Origin of the sequence: Nonomuraea sp. NPDC023979 (genome assembly GCF_040639085.1) — a bacterium.
Taxonomy (GTDB): Bacteria; Actinomycetota; Actinomycetes; order Streptosporangiales; family Streptosporangiaceae; genus Nonomuraea; species Nonomuraea ceibae.
In genome coordinates this window covers 40,219-60,869 of the sequence record NZ_JBEZZG010000021.1, presented here as the reverse complement: position 1 = coordinate 60,869, position 20,651 = coordinate 40,219, and the positions used below count along the sequence as shown (strand labels likewise).

At 73.2% G+C, this 20,651-nt stretch carries 16 protein-coding genes; 6 read left to right on the top strand and 10 right to left on the bottom strand.

Going from position 1 to position 20,651, the window contains the following annotated elements; all coding sequences use genetic code 11:
- The first annotated feature begins 42 nt into the window (after positions 1-42).
- On the top strand, positions 43-762 hold the full coding sequence (locus AB0G11_RS30710) for a helix-turn-helix domain-containing protein (protein ID WP_357590108.1): 720 nt from the start codon (positions 43-45) through the stop codon (positions 760-762).
- On the opposite strand, the gene AB0G11_RS30705 is transcribed toward AB0G11_RS30710, so the two are convergent.
- Positions 751-2,211, bottom strand: coding sequence for a sulfatase (locus AB0G11_RS30705; RefSeq protein WP_357590106.1), 1,461 nt, complete (start codon positions 2,209-2,211; stop codon positions 751-753). The two genes, AB0G11_RS30710 and AB0G11_RS30705, sit on opposite strands and share 12 nt — an antisense overlap.
- Positions 2,212-2,264: 53 nt before the next feature.
- Between AB0G11_RS30705 and AB0G11_RS30700 the strand changes: the two genes are divergently transcribed.
- Complete coding sequence (locus tag AB0G11_RS30700; protein ID WP_219503852.1) at positions 2,265-3,266, top strand: LLM class F420-dependent oxidoreductase; 1,002 nt, start codon at positions 2,265-2,267, stop codon at positions 3,264-3,266.
- 84 nt (positions 3,267-3,350) lie between these two features.
- Here AB0G11_RS30700 and AB0G11_RS30695 read toward each other — a convergent pair whose 3' ends face one another.
- The 3 genes from AB0G11_RS30695 to AB0G11_RS30685 all read right to left on the bottom strand — a co-directional run bounded on the left by AB0G11_RS30695 (position 3,351) and on the right by AB0G11_RS30685 (position 7,296).
- Positions 3,351-4,337, bottom strand: a complete 987-nt coding sequence (locus AB0G11_RS30695; protein ID WP_357590104.1) for an NAD-dependent epimerase/dehydratase family protein — start codon at positions 4,335-4,337, stop codon at positions 3,351-3,353.
- Between the two features lie 356 nt (positions 4,338-4,693).
- The gene (locus AB0G11_RS30690; RefSeq protein WP_357590103.1) at positions 4,694-6,622 is read right to left on the bottom strand and encodes an FtsX-like permease family protein; all 1,929 of its coding nucleotides are present in this window, start codon (positions 6,620-6,622) and stop codon (positions 4,694-4,696) included.
- On the bottom strand, positions 6,619-7,296 hold the full coding sequence (locus AB0G11_RS30685; protein WP_357590101.1) for an ABC transporter ATP-binding protein: 678 nt from the start codon (positions 7,294-7,296) through the stop codon (positions 6,619-6,621). The genes AB0G11_RS30690 and AB0G11_RS30685 overlap by 4 nt, the downstream gene beginning before the upstream one ends.
- Before the next feature lie 90 nt (positions 7,297-7,386).
- Between AB0G11_RS30685 and AB0G11_RS30680 the strand changes: the two genes are divergently transcribed.
- Complete coding sequence (locus AB0G11_RS30680) at positions 7,387-8,034, top strand: response regulator transcription factor (protein WP_219503836.1); 648 nt, start codon at positions 7,387-7,389, stop codon at positions 8,032-8,034.
- Between the two features lie 68 nt (positions 8,035-8,102).
- Positions 8,103-8,786, top strand: a complete 684-nt coding sequence (locus AB0G11_RS30675) for a DUF4328 domain-containing protein (protein ID WP_357590099.1) — start codon at positions 8,103-8,105, stop codon at positions 8,784-8,786.
- Here the strand turns inward: AB0G11_RS30675 and AB0G11_RS30670 are convergent.
- From AB0G11_RS30670 to AB0G11_RS30660, 3 genes are all read right to left on the bottom strand, one after another.
- Entirely contained in the window at positions 8,783-10,033 is a 1,251-nt protein-coding gene (locus AB0G11_RS30670) for an extracellular solute-binding protein (RefSeq protein WP_219503830.1), read from the bottom strand. The two genes, AB0G11_RS30675 and AB0G11_RS30670, sit on opposite strands and share 4 nt — an antisense overlap.
- A gap of 21 nt (positions 10,034-10,054) precedes the next feature.
- Positions 10,055-11,932 (bottom strand): ABC transporter permease subunit, encoded by a 1,878-nt coding sequence (locus AB0G11_RS30665; protein ID WP_219503827.1) that lies wholly within the window; start codon positions 11,930-11,932, stop codon positions 10,055-10,057.
- A 165-nt stretch (positions 11,933-12,097) separates the two neighbouring features.
- On the bottom strand, positions 12,098-13,207 hold the full coding sequence (locus AB0G11_RS30660) for an ROK family transcriptional regulator (protein ID WP_219503824.1): 1,110 nt from the start codon (positions 13,205-13,207) through the stop codon (positions 12,098-12,100).
- 60 nt (positions 13,208-13,267) lie between these two features.
- Between AB0G11_RS30660 and AB0G11_RS30655 the strand changes: the two genes are divergently transcribed.
- On the top strand, positions 13,268-14,389 hold the full coding sequence (locus AB0G11_RS30655) for an MFS transporter (protein ID WP_357590097.1): 1,122 nt from the start codon (positions 13,268-13,270) through the stop codon (positions 14,387-14,389).
- On the top strand, positions 14,386-16,017 hold the full coding sequence (locus AB0G11_RS30650) for a beta-N-acetylhexosaminidase (RefSeq protein WP_219503819.1): 1,632 nt from the start codon (positions 14,386-14,388) through the stop codon (positions 16,015-16,017). The genes AB0G11_RS30655 and AB0G11_RS30650 overlap by 4 nt, the downstream gene beginning before the upstream one ends.
- A gap of 85 nt (positions 16,018-16,102) precedes the next feature.
- On the opposite strand, the gene AB0G11_RS30645 is transcribed toward AB0G11_RS30650, so the two are convergent.
- From AB0G11_RS30645 to AB0G11_RS30635, 3 genes are all read right to left on the bottom strand, one after another.
- Positions 16,103-16,630: a hypothetical protein gene (locus tag AB0G11_RS30645; protein ID WP_357590095.1), complete on the bottom strand. Its 528-nt coding sequence runs from the start codon at positions 16,628-16,630 to the stop codon at positions 16,103-16,105.
- 125 nt (positions 16,631-16,755) lie between these two features.
- Complete coding sequence (gene dnaE / locus AB0G11_RS30640; RefSeq protein ID WP_357590210.1) at positions 16,756-20,331, bottom strand: DNA polymerase III subunit alpha; 3,576 nt, start codon at positions 20,329-20,331, stop codon at positions 16,756-16,758.
- The gene (locus AB0G11_RS30635) at positions 20,331-20,597 is read right to left on the bottom strand and encodes a DUF6504 family protein (RefSeq protein WP_219503810.1); all 267 of its coding nucleotides are present in this window, start codon (positions 20,595-20,597) and stop codon (positions 20,331-20,333) included. The genes dnaE and AB0G11_RS30635 overlap by 1 nt, the downstream gene beginning before the upstream one ends.
- Positions 20,598-20,651: the final 54 nt, after the last annotated feature.

Genomic DNA, 20,651 nt, shown 5'->3' with positions numbered 1-20,651 from the left:
CGTGCCGCCGCACCCGCCCGCGACTCTAGGAAGAATCGGCATATGAAGGACGCCGCCTCCGCTCACCTCTCCTTCCACGTCCGCGAGCCCGACACGGCGGCCACGGTGGCCTTCCGCACGGGCACCGACGGCGCGGGCGAGCTGTACGCGCTCGGGCCCCGCACCCGGGCCTCGTGCCTGGAGCCCAAGCTGGTGCCGCACTGCGTGACGGTACGGCTGCGGCCGGGGCGGGCCCGGCCGCTGCTCGGGGTGGCGCTGGACGAGCTCGCCGACCGGGTCGTGCCGCTGCGGGAGCTGTGGGGCGTACGGGCCGACCGGCTGGCGGACGAGCTGGCCGGGCAGGCGGGCGGCGACGGCTGGGAGCGGCGGGCTCGGGAGCGGATCGAGGCGGCGTTCCTGGAACGGCTGGCCGGGCAGCCGCGCGCCGACCTCGACCGCGCGCACCTGGTGGACGCGGCGGCGAGGCTGCTGCCCCGGGCCGGCGTGCGGGCGGTGGCGGGCGAGCTGGGGGTGAGCGAGCGGCATCTGCGTGACGTGTTCACGGCGGGCGTCGGGGTGGCGCCCAAGCGGTTCGCCAGGATCGACCGGGTACGTCGGGTGCTGGGCGAGGTGTGCCGCCGGCCGGCCGCGGCGCTGGCCGCCGACGCGGGCTACTACGACCAGTCGCACATGACCGCCGAGTTCCGCGCGGTGATGGGGGTGCCGCCGAGCGCCTACCGGGCGGGCCGGCTGCCCGCGCCCGCTCCGTGCTCAGCCGCGTGAGTCGGCCACCCGGCACGACGCCCCGGAGCACGCGCGCATCCCGTCGAGCCGGGCGCGCAGCCGCGCCACCAGCCTCGGGTCGGCGTCCGCGGCCAGGTTGTGGAGCTGGTACGGGTCCGTCCGCAGGTCGTACAGCTGCTCCTCCCCCGTCGCATATCTGACGTACGTGTGGCGTTCGGTGCGCAACGCCTGGTAGGGCGGCACCGGGGTCTGCGCGGCCGAGGACCGCTTGGCCGGGCGGGCGAACTCGACCAGCACGTTCCTGCGCCGCGTGGCGGGCCGCTCGCCGCGCAGCAGCGGCGCCAGCGAGCGCCCCTCGGCGAACGGCGGCACCTCGGCCCCGCCGAGCTCGGCGAACGTCGGCGCCAGGTCCACGGTCGCGCCCAGCTCGCTGATCGTCGTCCCGGGGCGCACCCCGGGCCCGCGTACGGCCAGCGGCACCCTGATGGCCTCGTCGAACGGCGTGGTCTTGCCCTGCGCGAGCCGGTGCGTGCCCTGGTGGAAGCCGTTGTCGGAGCCGAAGAACAGGTACGTGTTGTCCAGTTTGCCGCTCTCCTCCAGGGCGGCGACCACGGCGCCGACGAGGTCGTCGACGCCGAGCATGGCGCGCATCCGGTTGCGGTGGCGCCGGTCGACGGCGGCGAGCTCGCGTTCGTCCAGCGGCGGCCGGGAGCGCAGCCAGAGGGGTTCGCGGCTCACGTCCTCCTGGTTGAACGACGGCGGCCGGGGCGCCCTGGCCCAGGCGAAGGCGTCGGTGTGGCGCAGCGCCGGGTTGGCCGGCAGGTGCGGCGCGATGGGGTTGAGGAACAGGAAGAACGGCCCCCGGGAGCCGGTGATGAAGTCGCGCGCCTTGTCGGCCAGCACGTCGGCGAGGTAGTCCTGCTCGCCCCAGCCGTACTCGGCCAGGTCGCCGTTGGCATTGAGCCGGTAGCCGTACTCGTCGTACAGGTTGCGCACCGGGACATGCCATTCGTCCCAGCCCGGCGGCACGTAGTCGTCGGGGGCCGCCCTGTCCGGGTAGTGGTTGAGGTACTTGCCCATGAGCGCGGTGCGATATCCGGCATCGCGCATCCACGTGCCGATGGTGGAACGTTCCCGGCCGAGCTCGTGAAAGCGCTCGAATCCGCCCTCGGGTGGCGTGTTCGTCCAGACGCCGTGGCTGTGGACGTACTGGGATCTGAGGATCGAGGCGCGTGACGGGCAGCACCAGGAGTTCGTCACGAAGAATCGGTCGAACGACGCGCCCTGCTGCACGATATGGCGCGAAATATTGGGAAATTGCGCCAGATTTCCCGCTTCGAGGTCGTCCGCCATGACGAACACGATGTTCGGCCGCGACCCGCCGGAAACGACCACCGGCTCGGCTCCAGGCACTAGGAGGAGCAGGACGCACACCACATGCCGCAGACCCTTGAGCACGAAAGCACTCGTCCCCGGATGATCCCGCATTGACACCCGCCCCCGCGCCACCCGTAAATGGAACTTGATTCGGGAGGCGCCTCATGAAGCTCGGCCTGAACCTCGGCTACTGGCAACGCCACGCCGACGACGCGACCGACTCGGTGCTCGCCGCCGAGCGGCTCGGCTACGACTCGGTGTGGACCGCCGAGGCGTACGGCAGCGACGTGTTCACCCCGCTGGCCTGGTACGGCGCGCGCACCACGCGCATCAAACTGGGCACCTCGATCGCCCAGATGTCAGCCCGGCCGCCGGTCACCACCGCCATGACCGCGATGACGCTCGACCACCTCACCGGCGGACGCCTGCTGCTCGGCATCGGCGCCTCCGGCCCCCAGGTCGTCGAGGGCTGGTACGGCCAGCCGTTCGCCAAGCCGCTGGCCAGGACCCGCGAGTACGTCGACATCATGCGCCAGGTGTGGCGCCGCGAGCACCCGGTCACCTCCGGCGGCCCCCACTACCCGCTCCCCCTGCCGGGCGGCCTCGGCAAACCGCTCAAGCCCATCACCCACCCGCTGCGCCCCGACATCCCCGTCTACCTGGGCGCCGAAGGCCCCAAGAACGTCGCCCTGGCCGCCGAACTCGGCCAGGGCTGGCTCCCGCTGTTCGCCCTGCCCGGCAAGATCGAGGAGATGTACGGCCCGGCCCTCGCCGGCCGCGACCCGGGCTTCGACATCGCCGCCATGGTCATGGTCGTCATCTCCGACGACGTCCGGTCCGCCCTGGACGGGGTCAAGATGATGCTCACCCTCTACATCGGCGGCATGGGCGCCAAACAGCGCAACTTCCACGCCGACATCATCGGCCGCATGGGCTACGCCGAGGCCGCCGAGCGCATCCAGGCGCTCTACCTCGCCGGGCGCAAGGACGAGGCGTTCCGCGCCATCCCCGACGAACTCGCCGACGGCATCTCCCTGGTCGGGCCGCCGGGCCGCATCAAGGAACGCCTGGAACCCTGGCACAAGTCCCCCGTCACGACCCTGCTGGTCATGGGCCCCCGCGACGAGCCCTCCCTCCGCCTCACCCGCGACCTCGTCCTGAGCTGACCCCGCCAACCCGAGCCCTCCCGGCACGGAGACCCGCCCGCCTGCCGCAGGCCGGCCCCGGGAGGCGCCGGCCCGGAAGGGACGTCAGCCAAGGGCGGCCAGGAGTTCCTGTTCGCGGGCGGCGCTGAGACCGGCTCGGCGCTCGCGGTCGAGGCCCTGCTCGCGCTCCCAGCTCAGGATGTCGGCCAGCAGCTCGGCGCGCGGCCGGTGGCTGAGCCCGGCGGCGCGCGCGGCCGCCCCGGTGCGGGCCGACCAGCCCTCCCAGCCCGGCTCCGGCAGCCACATCGGCAGCGACTCAGGCCCCATGTACTGGCCCACGCCGTTGGCCACCAGCCAGTCGGAGCTCGCGGTGACGACCGGACCGGTGTGGCCGCCGACCGTACGGGCCAGCTCGATCCACTCCCCGAACGGCACCGTCGGCCCCACGGCGTCGAACGTGCCCGTGCCGCCCTTCTCGGCCGAGTCCAGCAGCCACGCGCTCAGGTCACGCACATCCACGGCCTGCGTCGGGCTGTCCGGTTCGTCCGGGACCAGCATCGGGCCGAGCGGGTCGCGGGCCGCCCGCGCCACCCAGTAGCCGGAGCGCCCGCTGTGGTCGCCCGGCCCGCCGATGAGCCCCGCCCGGGCGACCAGCAGCCGGTCCCCGGCAGCCGCCGCCGACGCCTGCTCGCAGGCGACCTTCGCCTCACCGTAGAGCTCACGGTCCACCTCGTCCCGGTCGGTGGGCGCGAGCAGCTCCGCCGACTCGTCCGCGCCCGGGGAGGCGTGAGAGGCGTACGCGTTGACGGAGGAGACGTACGTCCAGTGCCGCGCCCGCCCGGCCAGCGCGTCCAGCGCCCCGCGCACGAAGCCCGGCTGCCACGACACCTCGACCACCGCGTCCCAGTCACGCCCGGCCAGCCGCTCGTACGCCGCGGGGTCACGCCGGTCGGCGGCCACCAGCGTCGCCCCGTCGGCCACCTGCCCGCTCTCGCCGCGCGCCAGGCACGTCACCCGGTGCCCGCGTTCGATCGCCTGCCGCGACAGCTCCCGCCCCACCCAGGCGGTCCCGCCCAGTACCAAGATCTCCATTCCGCCATCCAAACACCCCACCCACCCCAAACCCACCCAGATTCGCCCACAGCGCACCCACGCACCACCCCGGCCCACCCCCGCAACGCCCTCACGACGGCACCCCCCTTACGGAGCCGGCGGCGACCTCGCAGCGCCGAGCGGCCCACACCGCGAGCGGCCGGTCCGCCACCCCGGGGCCGACCGGGTGGGACAGCCGGGGGCGCGCGCCACTCTCCGGAGGCCGAAGACCGGGGGTGGCGGAGGAGCCGCCCGCCCGCTCGGCGGTCGGGAGCGGGCGGGGCCGCCGATCTGCTCGGCGGCCGGGGGCGGCGGTCCTTCCCAAGGGGCAACCCCGGTCCGACGTCCCGTGAAGGTCAGTCGGGGCGGGGGGCGGGGTCGGTGGTGACCGCGCGGAGGAGGGGGCGGCTGAGGGCGCCGGCGGCGAGGACGCCGGCGAAGCCGAGCCCGACGCACACCAGCAGCATGATCAGCCCATTGGCGTTCGGCGCGCCGAACATGAACGGCGTGGCGCAGAAGGCCCCGACCAGGATGGAGCCGCCGCCCATGACGGTGAGCGGGATGAGCGTCTCGGCCCGCCGGGCCCGGTCGAGCACGGCGAGGGGGGTGCCCGCGAGCCTGAGCAGCCCGTACGTCTGCCGCCGGTCCAGGATGGAGGAGGCGGCGGTGATGCCGGCGCTCGCGATGGCGACGAGGAAGGACACCGACAGCACGACGACGGTGCCGACGCCGATGTCGGCGAGGAGCTGGGCGCCGGTGTGGTCGTCGTCGGCCCCGGTGGTGGCGGTGCGACCGGGGACGAGGCCGGCGAGCGCGGTGCGGCCGCGGTCAAGAGTGGCGGGGTCGTCGCGGTCGGCCACGGTGACGGCGACGACGTCGTCGGACTGCTTGACGGTGGCGGTGACGCCGGCTTCGCGGAGCCGGTCGCGGGCGTGTTCGGCGACGGTGGCGGACGAGCCTTCGGGGACGAGGACGCGGAGCTGGCCTGGGACGGCGTCGCTGGTGAGCACGCCGGGGCTGAGCAGGGCGAGGAACCCGGCGACGAACCCGGTGAGCGCGACGCCGCTGACGGTGCGCCAGGCCGAGCGGGGGTCGTCGACGAGCCGCCGTCCGGCCAGCAGCCGGGCGGGCCCGCGGGCGCCGCGGGCGGTGATGCGGCCGATGAGGGCGACGACCCACGGCCCGACCAGGTTGACGGACAGGAACGCGAGCCCGATCGCCGCCACGATGATCGCGATGCCGGTGTCACGCCCCATCAGAGGGAACGCGGCGAGCGCGGCGAGCAGGACGAGGACGCGCAGGAAGCGCATGGCGGGCGGCGTCTCGCGTTTGGCGACGCCGAGCGGGCTGACCACGACGCGGCGCAGCCCGGCGACGGCGGACAGGCCGACCAGCAGGGGCACGGCGACGACGGTGGCGGCGAGCACGGGCGGGTCGGGCCACAGGTCTGCGGCGAACCAGGGGCCGCCGCTCATGCGGATGCCGGTCAGCAGCGGCAGGGCGAGGGCGTAGGCGACGGTGCCGGTGAGCACGCCGGCGAACGCGACGATGACGGCTTCGGCGACGGTCATGCCGACGACCTGGCCGGGGGTCGCGCCGACGAGCCGGAGGGCGGCGAGCCGCTGGTCGCGTCTGGCGACGGTGAGCCGGGCGGCGGCCCCGCCGAAGACGAGCAGCGGCACCACCATGAGCACGCTGCCGATGAGCGCGAGGATGCGGTAGCCCTGGGAGTCCATGGACGGCTCCCCGGCGAGGTCGGCGACGCGTACGGGGGCGTCGTCGGCGCCGCGTGGCGCGGTCATGACGGGCGCGTCGGGGCGCTGGCCGACGACGGCGACCAGCTCTTCGGGGTGGACGAGGGCTTCCTCGCCGAGCACGCCGGTCATGGCGGGGAAGCGCCCGGCGAGCTGCGCGGCGGGCAGTTGCTTGGCCAGGGCGGCGAGCGCGGGCGAGAAGTACGCCTCGCCGGGCGCGGGGAAGCGCGGCATGCCGGGCGGGACGGGCGGGGAGCTGCCGAGGGCGGCGAGGTCGACGATGACGATCTGCCGGTCGCGTACGTAGTCGAGCCGGGTGCCTTCGACGGCGACGGCCCGCTGCCCCTGGGCGGCGGGGACCGGGTTGCGCCAGGCGCCGCGCTCGCCCCTGTCCTCGAAGGCGAAGTTGGCGGTGACGGCGAACAGCAGCAGCGCCGTGGAGACCGCCACGGCGCCGAGGGTGAGCCAGGTGCCGAGCAGGCCGCGGCGGCCGCCGCCTTTGAGCAGCCGCCAGGTGAGTTCGAGGTTCACGCCGGGACCCCGCCAGCGAGGAGCTTGCCGTCGCGGACCTCGACGGTGCGGTCGCACCAGGCGGCCACGTTCGGGTCGTGGGTGACGACGATCAGGGAGGCCCCGTTGGCGCGGGTCGCCTCGACGAGCAGGCGCATCGTGTCGTGGCCGGTGCTCTGGTCGAGCGCGCCGGTGGGCTCGTCGGCGAACACGACGGCGGGCTTGGTGACGAGGGCGCGGGCGATCGCCACGCGCTGGGCCTGGCCCCCGGACAGCTCGCCGGGCCGCCGCGTCTCCATGCCCTGGAGCCCGAGGGGCCCGAACCACTCGCGTGCCTGGCGGACGGCCTGGGCCCTGGCGACGCCGCCGAGCATGAGCGGGAGCGCGACGTTCTCCTCGGCGGGCAGCTCCGGCAGGAGCTGGCCGAACTGGAACACGAACCCGAACCGGGTGCGGCGCAGGGCGCTGCGCTCGCGCTCGCCCATGGCGTCGATGCGCTGCCCGAGCAGGTGCACCTCGCCGTCGTCCGGCTTCATGATCCCGGCCAGGCAGTGGAGCAGGGTGGACTTGCCGGAGCCGCTCGGCCCCATGATCGCCACCGCTTCGGCGGCCCGTACGGTGATGTCCACGCCACCGAGGGCGACTGTCTGCCCGAACCTCTTGGTCAGGGCCAATCCCGCAAGCACGTCGTTCATGCGGGCAAGCCTCCCGCCGGGGCGGGGTGCGGCGGATCGGCCTTGTGACCGGTTGCGCCTCGGCCGAACGGCTGATCCTAGAGTTGGGCCGTGACTATTCGGGTACTCATCGCCGACGACCAGCAGCTCGTGCGCACCGGCTTCCAGATGATCCTGGACGCCCAACCGGACATGGAGGTCGTCGCCGCGGTGGCCGACGGCGCCGACGCGGTCGCGGAGGCCAGGCGGCTCAGGCCGGACGTGTGCCTGCTCGACATCCGGATGCCGAGGCTCGACGGGCTGGAGGCGACCCGGGCGCTGGCCGGCCCGGGGGTGGAGAGCCCGCTGCGGGTGGTCATCGTCACCACGTTCGACCTGGACGAGTACGTGTACGGGGCGCTGCGGGCGGGGGCGACCGGGTTCCTGCTGAAGGACAGCGGGCCGACGCTGCTGGTGGAGGCGGTCAGGGCGGCGGCGAGCGGGGAGTCGCTGGTGTCGCCGTCGGTGACCGTGCGGCTGCTGCGGCATCTGGCGCAGCCGCAGCGCCGGGCCGCGCCGCTGCCCGAGCCGCTGACCGACCGGGAGCTCGACGTGGTGCGGCTGATCGCGCGGGGGCGGACCAACCAGGAGGTGGCCGCCGAGCTGTTCGTGTCGCTGTCGACGGTCAAGACGCACCTGGGCAGCATCTTCGCCAAACTCGGCGCTCGGAACCGGGTGGAAATCGCGGCTTGGGCGTGGGAATCGGGGGTCGTGAGCTGATTAACCGAGGTGCCCGCGGGATAGAAGTGAAGGCAGAACCTCAGCGCATGGCCCGGGGGGAGAACATCGTGCGCTTTGCCCAGGCACCGCCCGTCAAAGCGGCCAATGCCGTCTACCTCACGCTTGCCGCGCAGGTCGTCTCCTTGAGCGCTCTGGTCGTCTTCGAGCAGGTGCGCGGGCGCAGCCTCGCCGCCCAGCTCGCCGCGTACGGGGGCCGCCCGCAGGGGGCCGACGCCGAGGCCGTGGTCGGGGCGGTGACGGCGTTCGCGGTGCTGATGATGCTGGCCACGGGCGCGACCGTGGCGGCCGGGGCCGCCTACGTCACCTGGCTGGTGCGCGCCCGGCAGGTCAACGACCCGGCGGCGACGACCGGGCCGGTGGCTGCCGCGTGGCTGATCCCCGGCGTCAACCTGCTGGCCCCGGCGATGCTGGTGCACGAGGTGTGGCAGGGCGCCCGCCCGCCCGAGGGCGAGCGGTGGCGCTGGCTGGCGCTCGTGTCGGGCTGGTGGCTGAGCTGGCTGACGGCGCTGGCCCTGATCACGATCGTGCTGCCGCTGGACGCCGCCGAGGGCGACCTGACCGGCCTCGGCGTCCCGCAGCTCGCCTGCGCCGCGCTGGCCGCGCTGCTGTGCGCGGCCACCGTACGGCGGATCACCCGGGTCCAGCAGTCGGCCTGCGCGGAGCGTGAGGCTCCCGAGCCGGTGGCGGCGCTGGCGCCGTTCACGCCGCCGGGGCTCGGCAGCGCCACCTAGGAGCCTTCGGCGATCTTCTGCAGCTTGTCGAGGGTCGCGCGGGGGTCGCCGGTGGGGGCGAGGGCGTTGCCCAGGTCGGCCGCCATGGTGCCGCGCAGCTCGGCCCAGACCGGCTGCGACGTCGGGTCGAAGCGGGCCTTGGCCACCATGTCGACGTAGGGGCTGACCTTGGGGTCCTTCCGCATGGCCTCGGTGGCGGAGGCGGTGGTCGGCAGCAGGCCCTCGACCTTCAGATACTTGGTGTAGTTGTCGACCTGGTAGAAGTAGTCGAGGAACTCGCGGACGAGCTGCTGGTTGCCGTCCTTCTTGAAGGCCATCAGATAGTCCTGGATGCCGTGCGTGGCGGGCTCGGCGCCGTGGTTGGTGGGGTGCGTGGTGGCGCCGTAGTCGATCTTCGCCTGGTCGACCTGCTCCAGGAAGGCGCGGGTGCCGAAGGAGGCGTAGACCATGCCGACCTTGCCCTGGGCGAACAGCGGCCAGGTGCCGTCGGGCCGGTTGGTCTGGCCGGGGTTCGGCTGGGTGTAGCCCTCCTGCGCGAGCGACTTGAGGAACTGCAGCGCCTCGACGCTGCGCTCGCCGTTGACGGTCCACTTGCCGTCGGTGCGCCAGTCGCCGCCGTTGGCGCGCACCCAGGTGCCGAGCTCGTAGTCGCCGGCCTCGGCGCCGAGCGCCAGCGCGTAGGGCACGTAGCCGCCGGGCAGCGCCTTGATCGCCTTCGCGGCGGCGCGGAACTCGTCCCAGGTGGCCGGGGGCTTGTCGTAGCCGGCCTCCTTGAGGATCTTCTTGTTGTAGTACATGCCGTTGACGGTGGCGACGAACGGCAGTCCGTACTGGGCGCCGTCGTAGGAGGCGTTCTCGGCGAAGGACGGCAGGAAGTCCGACAGCACCTCCTTGGAGACGACCTCGTCGGCGCGGTAGAGCAGCCCGGCCTCGGCGTAGTCGGCGAAGACGTTGATGTTGAGCACGTCGGGGAACTGCTTGGTCTGCACCATGGTGTTGACCTGGCTCTGCAGGTTGCCCCAGTCGATGACCTGGAGGTCGACGTTCTTGCCGGGGTGCGCGGTCTCGAAGGACTTGATCAGCTCGTCCCAGTAGGGCCGGGTGCCCTCGGTGTACTGCGCGACGACCAGTTTGATCGACTGCTGGTCGCCGCCGCCACCGCCCGAGCCGCCGCCGCACGCCGCCGTCGTGAGGACGAGGCCGGCCAGCGCGGCCAGGGCGCCAAGTCGTGATCTTCTTCTGGTCATGTCACGCCAGTCCTTCTCTAGTCACTTGGTGCTGCCTGCGGTCAGGCCGCTCACCAGATGCTTCTCGATGAGCGCGAAGAGGATCACCGCGGGCACGATCGCCATGAGGGCCGCGGCGAACAGGTACTGATAGTTGGTCTCGTACAGGCCGATGAACTGCTGGACGCCGACGGTGAGCGGCACGCGGCCGGTGGCCGGGTCGTTGAAGAGGGTCAGCGCGATGACGAACTCGTTCCACACCTGGATGAACGTGAAGATCATCACGGTGACGAGGCCGGGGGCGGCCAGCGGGAGGATCATCCGCACCATGATCCGGAACCGGCCGAGGCCGTCCATCATCGCCGCCTCGTCGATCTCCACGGGGATCGAGCTGAAGTGCGCGTGCAGGATCCACACGGCGAAGGCCAGGTTGAACGCGGAGTTGATGGCGATGATCACGCCGTAGCTGTTGATCCCGTCGACGAACAGCGCCTGCTGGTAGAGGCCGATGAGCAGCGCGACCGCGGGGAACATCTGCGTCACGAGGATCACGCCGAGGAACGCCGTACGCCCCCGGAACCTGGAGCGTGCCAGCACGTACGCGGCCGGCGCGGCGACCACGAGCACGAGCGCGGTGGAGACGAGTGCGACGGTCAGGCTGACGCGGAAGTAGTCGGCCAGCGGGATCTTGTTCCACACGTCGGCGTAGTTGGACCAGGCCCAGGTCCCGGGCAGGTAGTCGGCGGGGACGGCGAACAGCTCGGCGTCGGTCTTGAGCGAGCCCGACAGCATCGCGGCGTAGGGCGCGAGGAAGAACAGCGCCACGGCGAACCCCACGACCGGCAGGACGACGGGCCGCACGCGCCGCCAGGCCCGGCCGGCCCGGACCAGCGCGGGACTGCTCCGCCTGATCCGCGCGGGACGCGCCACGGCGACGGCCGCCGCAGTGGACGCAGCTGTGGACGGAGCTGCGACCTTCGTGGAGCGCTCCTCGGTCGTCGCGGGGTTGCGGTGGGGCCGCAGCACCAGCACGAAGAGCAGGATGAGCAGCAGCAGGAAGACGACGTTGAGCACGCCGAGCGCCGCCGCCTCGCCGGAGTCGAGCTGGGCGGTGAACGCGATCTTGTACAGCCAGGTGACGGTGGTGTCGGCGTGGTTGCCCGACGTCTTGCCCATGATCACCCAGATCACGGTGAACGCGTTGAAGACGTGCAGCATGTTGAGGATCAGCGCGATCATCAGCGACGGCCGCAGGATCGGCAGCGTCACCCGGCGCCAGGTCGCCCACGCCCCGGCCCCGTCGATCTTCGCGGCCTCCAGCACGTCGTGCGGCACCGTCTGCAGTCCCGACAGCAGCACGTACGTGGTGAACGGCATCGAGGTGATGATGCCGACCGCCATGACGGAGTAGAGGGCGGTGGCGGGGTCCTTGTACCAGTCGACCGGGGCGGAGATGATCGACAGGTCCATGAGCAGCCGGTTGAGCAGCCCGTTGCCGCCCTCGTAGATGAAGCGCCACACGGTCGCGGTCATCACCAGCGAGGTCGCCCAGGGCACCAGCAGCGCGAGCCGGACGAACCTGCGGCCGAAGAACTCCTTGGACAGGAACTGCGCCAGCCCGAGCGAGAGCAGCACGGTCAGGCCGACGACGATGACCAGCCACAGCAGCGTGTTGCCGACGACGGTGCCGAGCGCGTCCTCGGCCAGGAGCCTGGCGTAGTTGTCGAACCCGGCGAAGCCCCTGACCAGCCCGATCCGGCTGATGTCCAGGAAGGACATGTAGACCATGTAGAGGGCCGGGAAGAGGACGACGCACGCGATGAGGACCGTGCTCGGGGTGAGCCAGCGCCAGGGGACGGTGCGATGCCACAGGTCGGCCGTTCGCTGCATCAGGCCGGCGCCCTCGGTGCGGCTCCTCATCTCACAGGACCTTTCGTCGACAGTGGGCGCAATGGTGTTCCACCATTTTGAGCAATGTCAAGCGATTGGCCGCAAATTCAAGCATCTTCAAGCAATGCCGCGCATGTACCGCTCACTGCCGCGAATCGGGCGCCAGGCATCGAACATGCCTGGTCAGCCCGCTCGTCAGGTCGTCAGGCCGAACGTCTGCCGGTGCAGCCGCTCCAGGGCGATGACCACGGCGCCGCGCAGCACCGGGTCGCCCTCCACGGTGCCGGCGGCGACCTGGGTGGGCAGCGGGGTGGCCTCCCGGAGCCGCTCCTCCACCCGGGCGGCCAGCGCGGGCCCGCCCGCCCGGCCGACCTCGCCGGCCAGCACCACGAAGCCGGGGTCGAGGACGGCGCAGACGCCCTGGGCGGCGACCGTGACCCGCTCGGCCAGCTCGTCCAGGAACCGCGGGGTGGCCTGCCGCACGGCCTCGACCGCGTCGCCGGCGGGCAGCCCGTGCCGCGCGGCCAGCGCACGGACGGCAGGCCCGTCGACGAGCTGGTTCAGCCTGCCGCCGCCGACGCCGGTCGGGGCGTAGGCGAGCTCGCCCGCCCCGCCGGACCTGCCCCGGTGCAGGCGGCCGTCCAGGATCACCGCCCCGCCGAGCCCCTCGCCGAGCGACAGCAGCGCGAACGTGTCGTGCCCGCGGGCCGCGCCCAGCCGGTGCTCGGCCAGGCCGACCAGGTTGACCTCGTTCTCCACCAGGACGGGCACGCCGAGCCGGGCACGCAGGCCGGGCAGCAGATTGGAGTGCCAGGTGGGCAGCGCCTGGATGTAGGCGACGTCGCCGCTGACCGGGTCCACCACGCCGAGCGTGCCGATGACGACGCCGTCGAGGCCGCCGATCCGGGCGTCGGCCAGCGCCGCCGTGATGGCGTCGTAGACGAGCCTGTCGGGCTCGGCGGCCGGGTCCTGGGGCAGCTCGGCGGTGCCGAGCTGGTGTCCGGTGACGTCGTTGACCGAGACGAGGATGCGGTCGGGGCGCACCTCCACGCCCGCCACGTGCGCCCGGTCGGCGACCACGCCGTAGAGCAGCGCGTTGGGGCCGCGCCTGCGGGTCTGCGCCTGACCGGCCTGGGAGATCAGGCCCGACTCCACCATGCGGTCGACCAGCTCGGCGACCGTCGCCCTGGACAGGCCCGTGCGCTGCTGCAGCTCCGCCCGGGACAGCGGGCCGTGGGACAGCAGCACCTCGTACGCCATCCGGTCGTTGATCAGTCGCGCGGTGTGCGGGGAGGCGGTGTGCATGGCGACTGTGTATCACACGGCCTCTTTCTTTCTGGATCCCATCCTGTTAATTTGCCGGGTATGCCCCTGTCGCTGTTCTTCTTCCTGGACGGCGTCGTCTTCGCCACCTGGGTGGTGCGCATCCCCTCCATCAAGGACCACCTGGGCGTCACCACCGGCGGCCTCGGCGTCGCGCTCATGTGCATGTCCATCGGCACCGGCCTGGCCATGACCGTGAGCGGGCGGCTGTGCGCGCGGTTCGGCACCCGGCCGGTCGTCCTGGCCGCGATCACCATGCTCAGCCTGGCCGTGCCGCTGATCGCGCTGCCCGGCACGATCGTGGCGCTGTGCGTGACGCTCGCGGGCACCGGGCTCTGCTACGGGGTGCTCAACATCGGGCTGAACAGCGCCGCCGTCGAGGCCGAACAGGCCACGGAACGGCCGGTCATGTCGATGCTGCACGGGCTGTGGAGCGCGGGCGGCCTCGCGGGGGCGCTGCTCGGCGGCCTGCTGGCCACCCTGCTCACCACCCTGCAGCACTTCCTGCTGGTGTCGGCCCTCGTCCTCACCTGCACCGCCGTGCTCGCCCGGCCGCTGCTGCGCGGGCGGCTGCCCGCCGTGCGGCCCGCGCGGGGCGGGCGCGGCGGGTTCGGCCTGGCCCTGGCCCTGTGCGGGGCGCTGGCCGGGTGCGCGGCCTTCGGCGAGGGCGCCGTGGCCGACTGGAGCGTGCTCCACCTGCGCGACGACCTGCACGCGGAGGCGAGCCTGGCGGCCTTCGGCTTCTCGGCCTACTCCGTGGCGATCGCGTTCGCCCGGCTGACGGGCAGCCACCTGGTGCGCCGGCACGGCCCGACGGCCGTGCTCGTCACCGGCGCGCTGCTGGCGCTGGGCGGCATCCTCGCCGCCTCCTGGACGGGCTCGGTCGCGGTGGCGTTCGCCGGGTTCGTCGCGGTCGGGCTCGGGCTGGCGAACGTGTTCCCGCTGGCCATCGCGCAGGCCGGGGCGCTCGGCGGGCCCTCGGGCGTGAGCCTGGCCTCCACCATCGGGCACACGGGGATGCTCGGCGGGCCGCCGCTGATCGGCTTCCTCGCCGAGCAGATCGGGCTGGCGGGCGCGCTCAGCGCCGTCGCCGTCACCTCGGGCGCCATCGTGCCCCTCGCTCTCTATTTCCGCACCGGAAGCTCACGAAAGGCACTGACATGACCGATCCGTACCGGACATTGCTGCCCGCTCCCCGTCGTGCGGCCGGCTCCGGGGGCACGTTCGCCCTCGGCGCCGTGCACGGCGAGCCCGCTTTGGTCGAGGCGGTCCAGTCGCTGCTCGGGCCGCTGCCCGTGGCCGCCGGGCCCGAGGGCGCGCTGTCCGTGCGCCTGGAGGCGGGCCGGCCCGAGTCCTACCGGCTGCGCGTCTCGGCCGGCGGCGCCGAGATCGTGGCCGCGGACCTCGCCGGGGTACGGCACGCCGTGCAGACGCTCAGGCAGTTGCGCGGCCCTGACGCGTACCGGGTCGCCGGGCGGGCGGGCGGCGTGGTGCCGTGCGGCGAGGTCGAGGACGAGCCCGCGCTGGGCTGGCGCGGCGGCATGCTGGACGTCGCCCGGCATTTCATGACCAAGCACACGTTGCTGCGCTATGTCGACCTGCTGGCCATGCACCGGATGAACCGCCTCCACCTGCACCTGACCGACGACCAGGGCTGGCGCATCGAGAGCAGGAAATATCCGGAGATCAACAGGCTGGCCACACACCGCCCCGAGACCATGTCCGGCCACCACCACGGGCCGACGACCTTCGACGGCACCCCGCACGGCGGCTACTACACCCTCGACGACCTGGCCGAGGTGGCCGCCTACGCCGCCGAGCGCGGGATCGTCGTCGTCCCCGAGATCGATCTGCCCGGCCACGCCTCCGCGCTGCTGACCGCCTTCCCCGAGCTGGGCACCGGCACCCGCGAGGTGCTGCGCGGCTGGGGCATCTCGGCCGGGGTCCTCAAGCCGGTCCCCGCCGCGGTCAAGCTGGTGTGCGAGCTCCTCGACGAGCTGCTCACCGCCATCGACACCCCGTACGTGCACCTGGGCGGCGACGAGTGCGTCACCTCCGACTGGCCGGGCGACCCGGAGGTGGCCGCGCACATGGCGGCGATCGGCGCCAGGACGCCGGGCGACCTGCACGGCTGGTTCCTGCGCGAGGTCGGCGCCTACCTGGCCGGGCGCGGCAAGCGCATGGTGGTGTGGGACGAGGCGTTCCAGACGGGCGGCGTGCTGCCCGACACGATCGTGATGTGCTGGCGCGGCGACGCCATCTCCCGGGAGGCCGCCGCCGCCGGGCACGACGTGGTCCGCGCGTCCACGTACCCGACCTACCTCGACTACGACCAGTCCGACCGGCCCGACGAGCCGCTGGCCATCGGCGGACCGATCACGCTGGAGGACGCGGCGGCGTTCGCGCCGCTGCCCGCGTCGTGGACGGACGAGGAGCGGGCCAGGGTGCTCGGCGGGCAGTTCCAGGCGTGGAGCGAGTACATCCCGCACGAGCGGCACCTGGACTACATGGTGTTCCCCCGGGCCTGCGCCATCGCCGAGGCGGTCTGGTCCGGCGCGCCGGTCGGCTACGCGTCGCTGGTCGAGCGGCTGAGCGGGGGGCATCTGGCCCGGCTGGACGCGGCGGGCTGCGAGTACCGGCCGCTGGAGGGGCCGCGACCCTGGCAGATGGGCGGCACCGGGGCGCGTGCCCACTCCTCGGAGGTGCGCACCACCCGGGAGCACTGGCAGGAGTGGGCCGCCCGGCTGCCCGACTCCGGCGTGGTCGCGGAGCCCACCGCCCACAGCGCCTGAGCACCGCACCCGCCTGAGCACCACCCGCGCTTGAACGCGACGCCGCCCACCCCGGAGGAGACCGGGGTGGGCGGCGGGGGCGCGGCTATCGGAGCCAGGGAGTGCGGCGCACGACCGGCAGCCCGCCCAGGCCGAACGTGGTCCCGGCGTCGGCCAGCGCCAGCCCGGCCAGCACGACGGCGTAGATCAGGTGGTCGTCCAGGAACGGGTTGGTGGCCAGCGGCAGCGCCGCCGCCCACATCAGCACGAGCAGCAGGCCGCCGGTGACCGCGGCGACCCGCAGCCCGACGCCCAGCACGAGCGCGCCGCCGATCCCGAGCAGACCGGCCATGAACAGCCAGTCGACCCACGCCTGACCGGCAAGGCCGGCGAAGAAGCCGCCGAGCGCGTTCTCCCCGGCCCCCTTCAGGAACCCGGTCGTCGGGCTCCCTCCCGCGATCCACGCCTTGTCCGCTGGGGTGGCGAGCCCCCAGCCGAACGTCTTGTCCAGGAAGGCCCAGAGGAAGATCCAGCCGAGCGCGATCCGGGCGACCGCCCAGACGTGGTCGGCCGGGCGGCGGGCGCCGGCGGTGACGGTGTGACGCCTGACGGGCTGCTGCACATGGACGGCCATGACGGGCACCTCTCTGCGTGGATCGCTGTCGTCACGTCCCATCACATCGGCTCCGGCCCGCGCCCGGCAGTGCCGCAAGGCCCGCCGTCGAAGGACTTCGGTCCCTGTTGGACCTCGGTCCCCGTTCACGCCGCCGTGGGCCCGGAGCTGCCCGGGCTGGTGTGCCAGAGGCGACGCGGCGGCTCGGTGATCGCCGGGCCGAGGTCGGAGTAGGGCGACAGCCTGAACCCGTTGGCGTACTCGATCGCCCGCCCGCCGACGCCGCCCCGCTCCTCCGGGGTCTCGGCGATGATCGCCCGGACCGCGTCGAGCCCGCGCGAGCGCCAGACGGCGTCGAGGTCCACCAGGTTCCAGCAGTCGACCGCGCGCATGGAGACGGCCCGGGCGCCGGTGCGCCTGACCACCCCCCGCACGACCATGAGCCACGACCCGAACACCGTCGAGGCGCACCTGCCCTGCACCGACTCGAAGAAGGTCAGGTCGACCGGCCCCGTCGAGTCGTCCAGCGTGACGAAGACGATGCGCTGGCCGGAGCGGATGGCGGGCGTCTGGGTGGCGACCTTGACCCCCGCCACCAGCACCTCGGCGCCGTTGCGCAGCGTGAGCAGGTCCTTGGCGCGCACCACGCCGAGGCCGTCGAGCAGCTCGTCGTGGAAGCTGATGACGTGGCGGCTGACGTCCATGCCGAGGATCTCCAGCTCGGCCTCGACCATCTCCGTCTCGGTCATCTCGGGCAGTTCGCCGGGCGGGATGTGCTCGGCGAACCCGAGCGGGAGCTGCACGGCGGCCAGGTGGCGTTCGGGGGCGGCCTGGCGGGGCGTGTAGCGCTTGGTGGCGCGCGGCCCGGACCGCACGCCGTGGGCCGAGGTCCGCTCCAGCACGCCGACCTGGGCGATCAGGTCGCGCCTGGTGAGCTCGCCGGGCTTCCAGCGGGGGCCGCCGGGGCGCAGGCCGTGCAGCGCGTCCAGGCCGCCGACCTGGACGATCCGCTCCAGCGTCGGCCTGGACGGGCGGGCCCGGTCCCAGAAGTCGGCGAGCGAGGTGTACGGCTGGCCCTCGACCATGCGCGCCACCTCGGCCTCGCTCACCCCCTTGACCGCCGAGAACGGCACGCGCAGCGCGTAGCCCTTGCCGATCTCCTCGATCCTGAAGTCGCGCCGCCGCCGGGGCGGCTCGTCGCTCCCGGCCAGGTCGGCGGGGTCGACGCGGAGCTGGAGTCGTTCGACCCGCCAGTCCTTGGCCGACTTGTTCACGTCCAGCGGCAGGATCCGCACCCCGCACTGGCGCGCCTCGTCGATGAGGACGCGCGGCGGGTACATGCCGGGGTCGTGCGTCAGCACCCCGGCGAAGAACGCGGCGGCGTGGTGCCGTTTGAGCCAGGCCGACTGGTAGGTGGGCAGCGCGAACGCCGCCGCGTGCGCCTTGCAGAACCCGAACCCGCCGAACGCGTCGAGCACCTTCCAGGCGCGTTCCACGGCGCCGTCGTCGAACCCGTTCGCCTTGGCCAGCGGCACGAAGTGGCGGCGCACCCGGTCGCGGCCCTCGGGCGTGCCGAGCGTGCGCCGCAGCGCCTCGGCGTAGGACAGGTCCCTGCCCGTCATCACCTGGATGATCTTCAGCACCTGCTCGTGGAAGACCACCACGCCGTGCGTCTCCTTCAGCGCCTCGCGCAGCTTCTCGTGCGGATAGTACGGTCTGCGCCATCCGTGCCTGGCCTCCAGGTACGGGGTGACCATGTCGGAGTTGACCGGTCCCGGCCTGAACAGGGAGATGTCCACGATCAGGTCGTGCATCCTGCGCGGCTCCAGCTTGGCGACCAGCTCGCGCTGTCCCGGCGACTCGATCTGGAAGCAGCCGAGGGTCCGGCCCGCGCAGATCATGTCGTACGTCTCCTGGTCGTCGTGCGGGACGTACTGGACGCCGGGCTCGTCGCCGCTCTGCGTGTCGAGCTCGACGACGACGTCGTCCACCCGCTTGATCTCGCCGAGCGCGTACGCGAGCGCCGACTGCATCCGCACGCCGAGCACGTCGAGCTTGAGCAGCCCGGCCTCCTCCACGTCGTCCTTGTCGAACTGCGACATGGGGAACTCCAGCAGGCTGCGCTCCACGGGCGTGCGGTCGCGCAGGCCGGAGTTGCCGACGAGCACCCCGCACGGGTGCAGCGCGATGTGCCGGGGCAGCCCGTCGAGCTTCTCGGCCAGCCGGAACACCCGGTCCAGGCCGGCCTCGCCGAGGCGGCTGTCGCGCAGCTCCGGCAGGTCGCGCAGGGAGGCGGTGATCTGCATGGCCCTGATGTGCGGGAACGCCTTGGCGATGGCGTCGATCTCGTGCGGCGGCAGCCCCATGGCCCCGGCCACGTCGCGGATCGCGCTGCGCGCCCGGTAGGTCTCCATCATGGACACGCAGGCCACCCGCGACTCGCCGTAGCGGTCGAAGATCGCCTTGTAGCAGTCGAGGCGGCGGGCGGACTCGACGTCCACGTCGATGTCGGGCAGCCCGACGCGGCCCTCCGACAGGAAGCGCTCCATGAGCAGGCCGTGGTCGAGCGGGTTCACCTCGCCGATGCCGATGAGGTAGTTGACCAGGCTGCCGGCGCCGGAGCCGCGGATGGCGCAGCGCACGCCCATCTCGCGGATCATGTCGGTGATGCCGGCGACCGCGATGAAGTAACCGGACAGGCGCTTCTTCTCGATGATGTGCAGCTCGGCCGCCAGCCGCTCCCGCGCCTCCCGCGACCTGTCCAGCCCGCGCTCGGCCAGCCCGTCCTCCACCCGGTGGCGCAGCAGCGGCACCGGGTCGCGGCCGATCTCCGGCAGGTGCAGGTCCGGCGGGCTCTTGCGGAGCGCGAGCAGCTCGGCCGCCTCCATCGCGCACGCCTCGGCGACCTGCCGGGTGGCGCGCAGCAGCCGGGTGACGCGGTCCTGGTCGCCGCCGCAGATCTTGGCGGCCACCTGCAGCATCTCCTTGCCGCTCTTGAGATAGGCGTGCGAGGTGGTGCGTTCCAGGTGGCGCGGGTGCAGCGGGACGAGCTGGCGGGCCGCGTCGAGCACGTCGCCCACCTGGTGGTCGGCCGGGTCCAGGTAGCGCGCCGCGTTGCTCAGCACCGCGGGCACCCCGGCCGACTCGGCCAGCGCGAGCATCCGCAGCGCCGTCGTGGCGTCGCCGAACCCGTACTGGTCGACCACCTCGACCACCACGCCGGGCAGCGCGTCGCGCCAGAGTGCGAGCAGCGCGCGGGCGCGGTCGTCGCGCCGCTCGGCCACCGCCCGGCCCACGTCGGAGCGCGGCCCGAGCAGCACCACGAGCCCGCCGTCGGCGCCGTCGTGCTCGCCGATCAGCTCCCGGCTCACCCGGGGGTCGCCGCGCTCGCCCGTGTAATGGGCGGCCGTGACCAGCCGCGCCAGCCGCGACCAGCCGTGCGAGCGCGCCAGCACGGTCACCCGGTCCTGCGCCCCCGGGCCGGTCCGCGGCCGCCGCTCCCCCGTCGGGGCGAGCGCCAGGTTCGCCCCGAAGACCGGGGAGATCCCGGCGTCCGCGCACGCCTGCGCGTGCTTGACCGCCCCGTACAGCCCGTCGCGGTCGGTCAGCGCGAGGATGTCCATCCCGTGCTCGGCGGCCCGCGCCACCAGCGCCTTCGGGAACGCGGTGCCGTAGCGCATCGAGTACGCGGAGCTCACGTTGAGGTGCGGGAACGGCGCCATCAGTCCCACGCCCGCAGCAGCAGCCAGCCGTTGCTGGCGGTGTCGAACCTCAGCTCGTACGAGCCGACCTCGCGGCCGGGGCTGGCCTCGACCCGCCAGAACCGGCGCTCGCCGGGGTCGCCCTCGCCGGTCTTCCACCACTCGCGCGCCACGACCCAGTGGTCGAGCACGCGCCTGACGAGATAGAGACGATCGCGCCAGACGAACTGGGTCGGCTCCCCGTCCCGGGTCCACACCTCTATCGGATCGCCATAGAGTCTGCTCAAGACGCTTCTCCCCGCGGCTCTCGTTCTTCCTGCTGAGCCACCCGGGGGAAGGCG

Bases quoted from the DNA above. Each gene is read 5' to 3' on its own strand.
- AB0G11_RS30670 (WP_219503830.1), bottom strand. From the start codon at position 10,033: ATGACCAGAAGAAGATCACGACTTGGCGCCCTGGCCGCGCTGGCCGGC.
- AB0G11_RS30660 (WP_219503824.1), bottom strand. From the start codon at position 13,207: ATGCACACCGCCTCCCCGCACACCGCGCGACTGATCAACGACCGGATG.
- AB0G11_RS30645 (WP_357590095.1), bottom strand. From the start codon at position 16,630: ATGGCCGTCCATGTGCAGCAGCCCGTCAGGCGTCACACCGTCACCGCC.
- AB0G11_RS30705 (WP_357590106.1), bottom strand. From the start codon at position 2,211: ATGCGGGATCATCCGGGGACGAGTGCTTTCGTGCTCAAGGGTCTGCGG.
- AB0G11_RS30665 (WP_219503827.1), bottom strand. From the start codon at position 11,932: ATGAGGAGCCGCACCGAGGGCGCCGGCCTGATGCAGCGAACGGCCGAC.
- AB0G11_RS30700 (WP_219503852.1), top strand. From the start codon at position 2,265: ATGAAGCTCGGCCTGAACCTCGGCTACTGGCAACGCCACGCCGACGAC.
- AB0G11_RS30695 (WP_357590104.1), bottom strand. From the start codon at position 4,337: ATGGAGATCTTGGTACTGGGCGGGACCGCCTGGGTGGGGCGGGAGCTG.
- AB0G11_RS30655 (WP_357590097.1), top strand. From the start codon at position 13,268: ATGCCCCTGTCGCTGTTCTTCTTCCTGGACGGCGTCGTCTTCGCCACC.
- AB0G11_RS30685 (WP_357590101.1), bottom strand. From the start codon at position 7,296: ATGAACGACGTGCTTGCGGGATTGGCCCTGACCAAGAGGTTCGGGCAG.
- AB0G11_RS30650 (WP_219503819.1), top strand. From the start codon at position 14,386: ATGACCGATCCGTACCGGACATTGCTGCCCGCTCCCCGTCGTGCGGCC.
- AB0G11_RS30710 (WP_357590108.1), top strand. From the start codon at position 43: ATGAAGGACGCCGCCTCCGCTCACCTCTCCTTCCACGTCCGCGAGCCC.
- dnaE (WP_357590210.1), bottom strand. From the start codon at position 20,331: ATGGCGCCGTTCCCGCACCTCAACGTGAGCTCCGCGTACTCGATGCGC.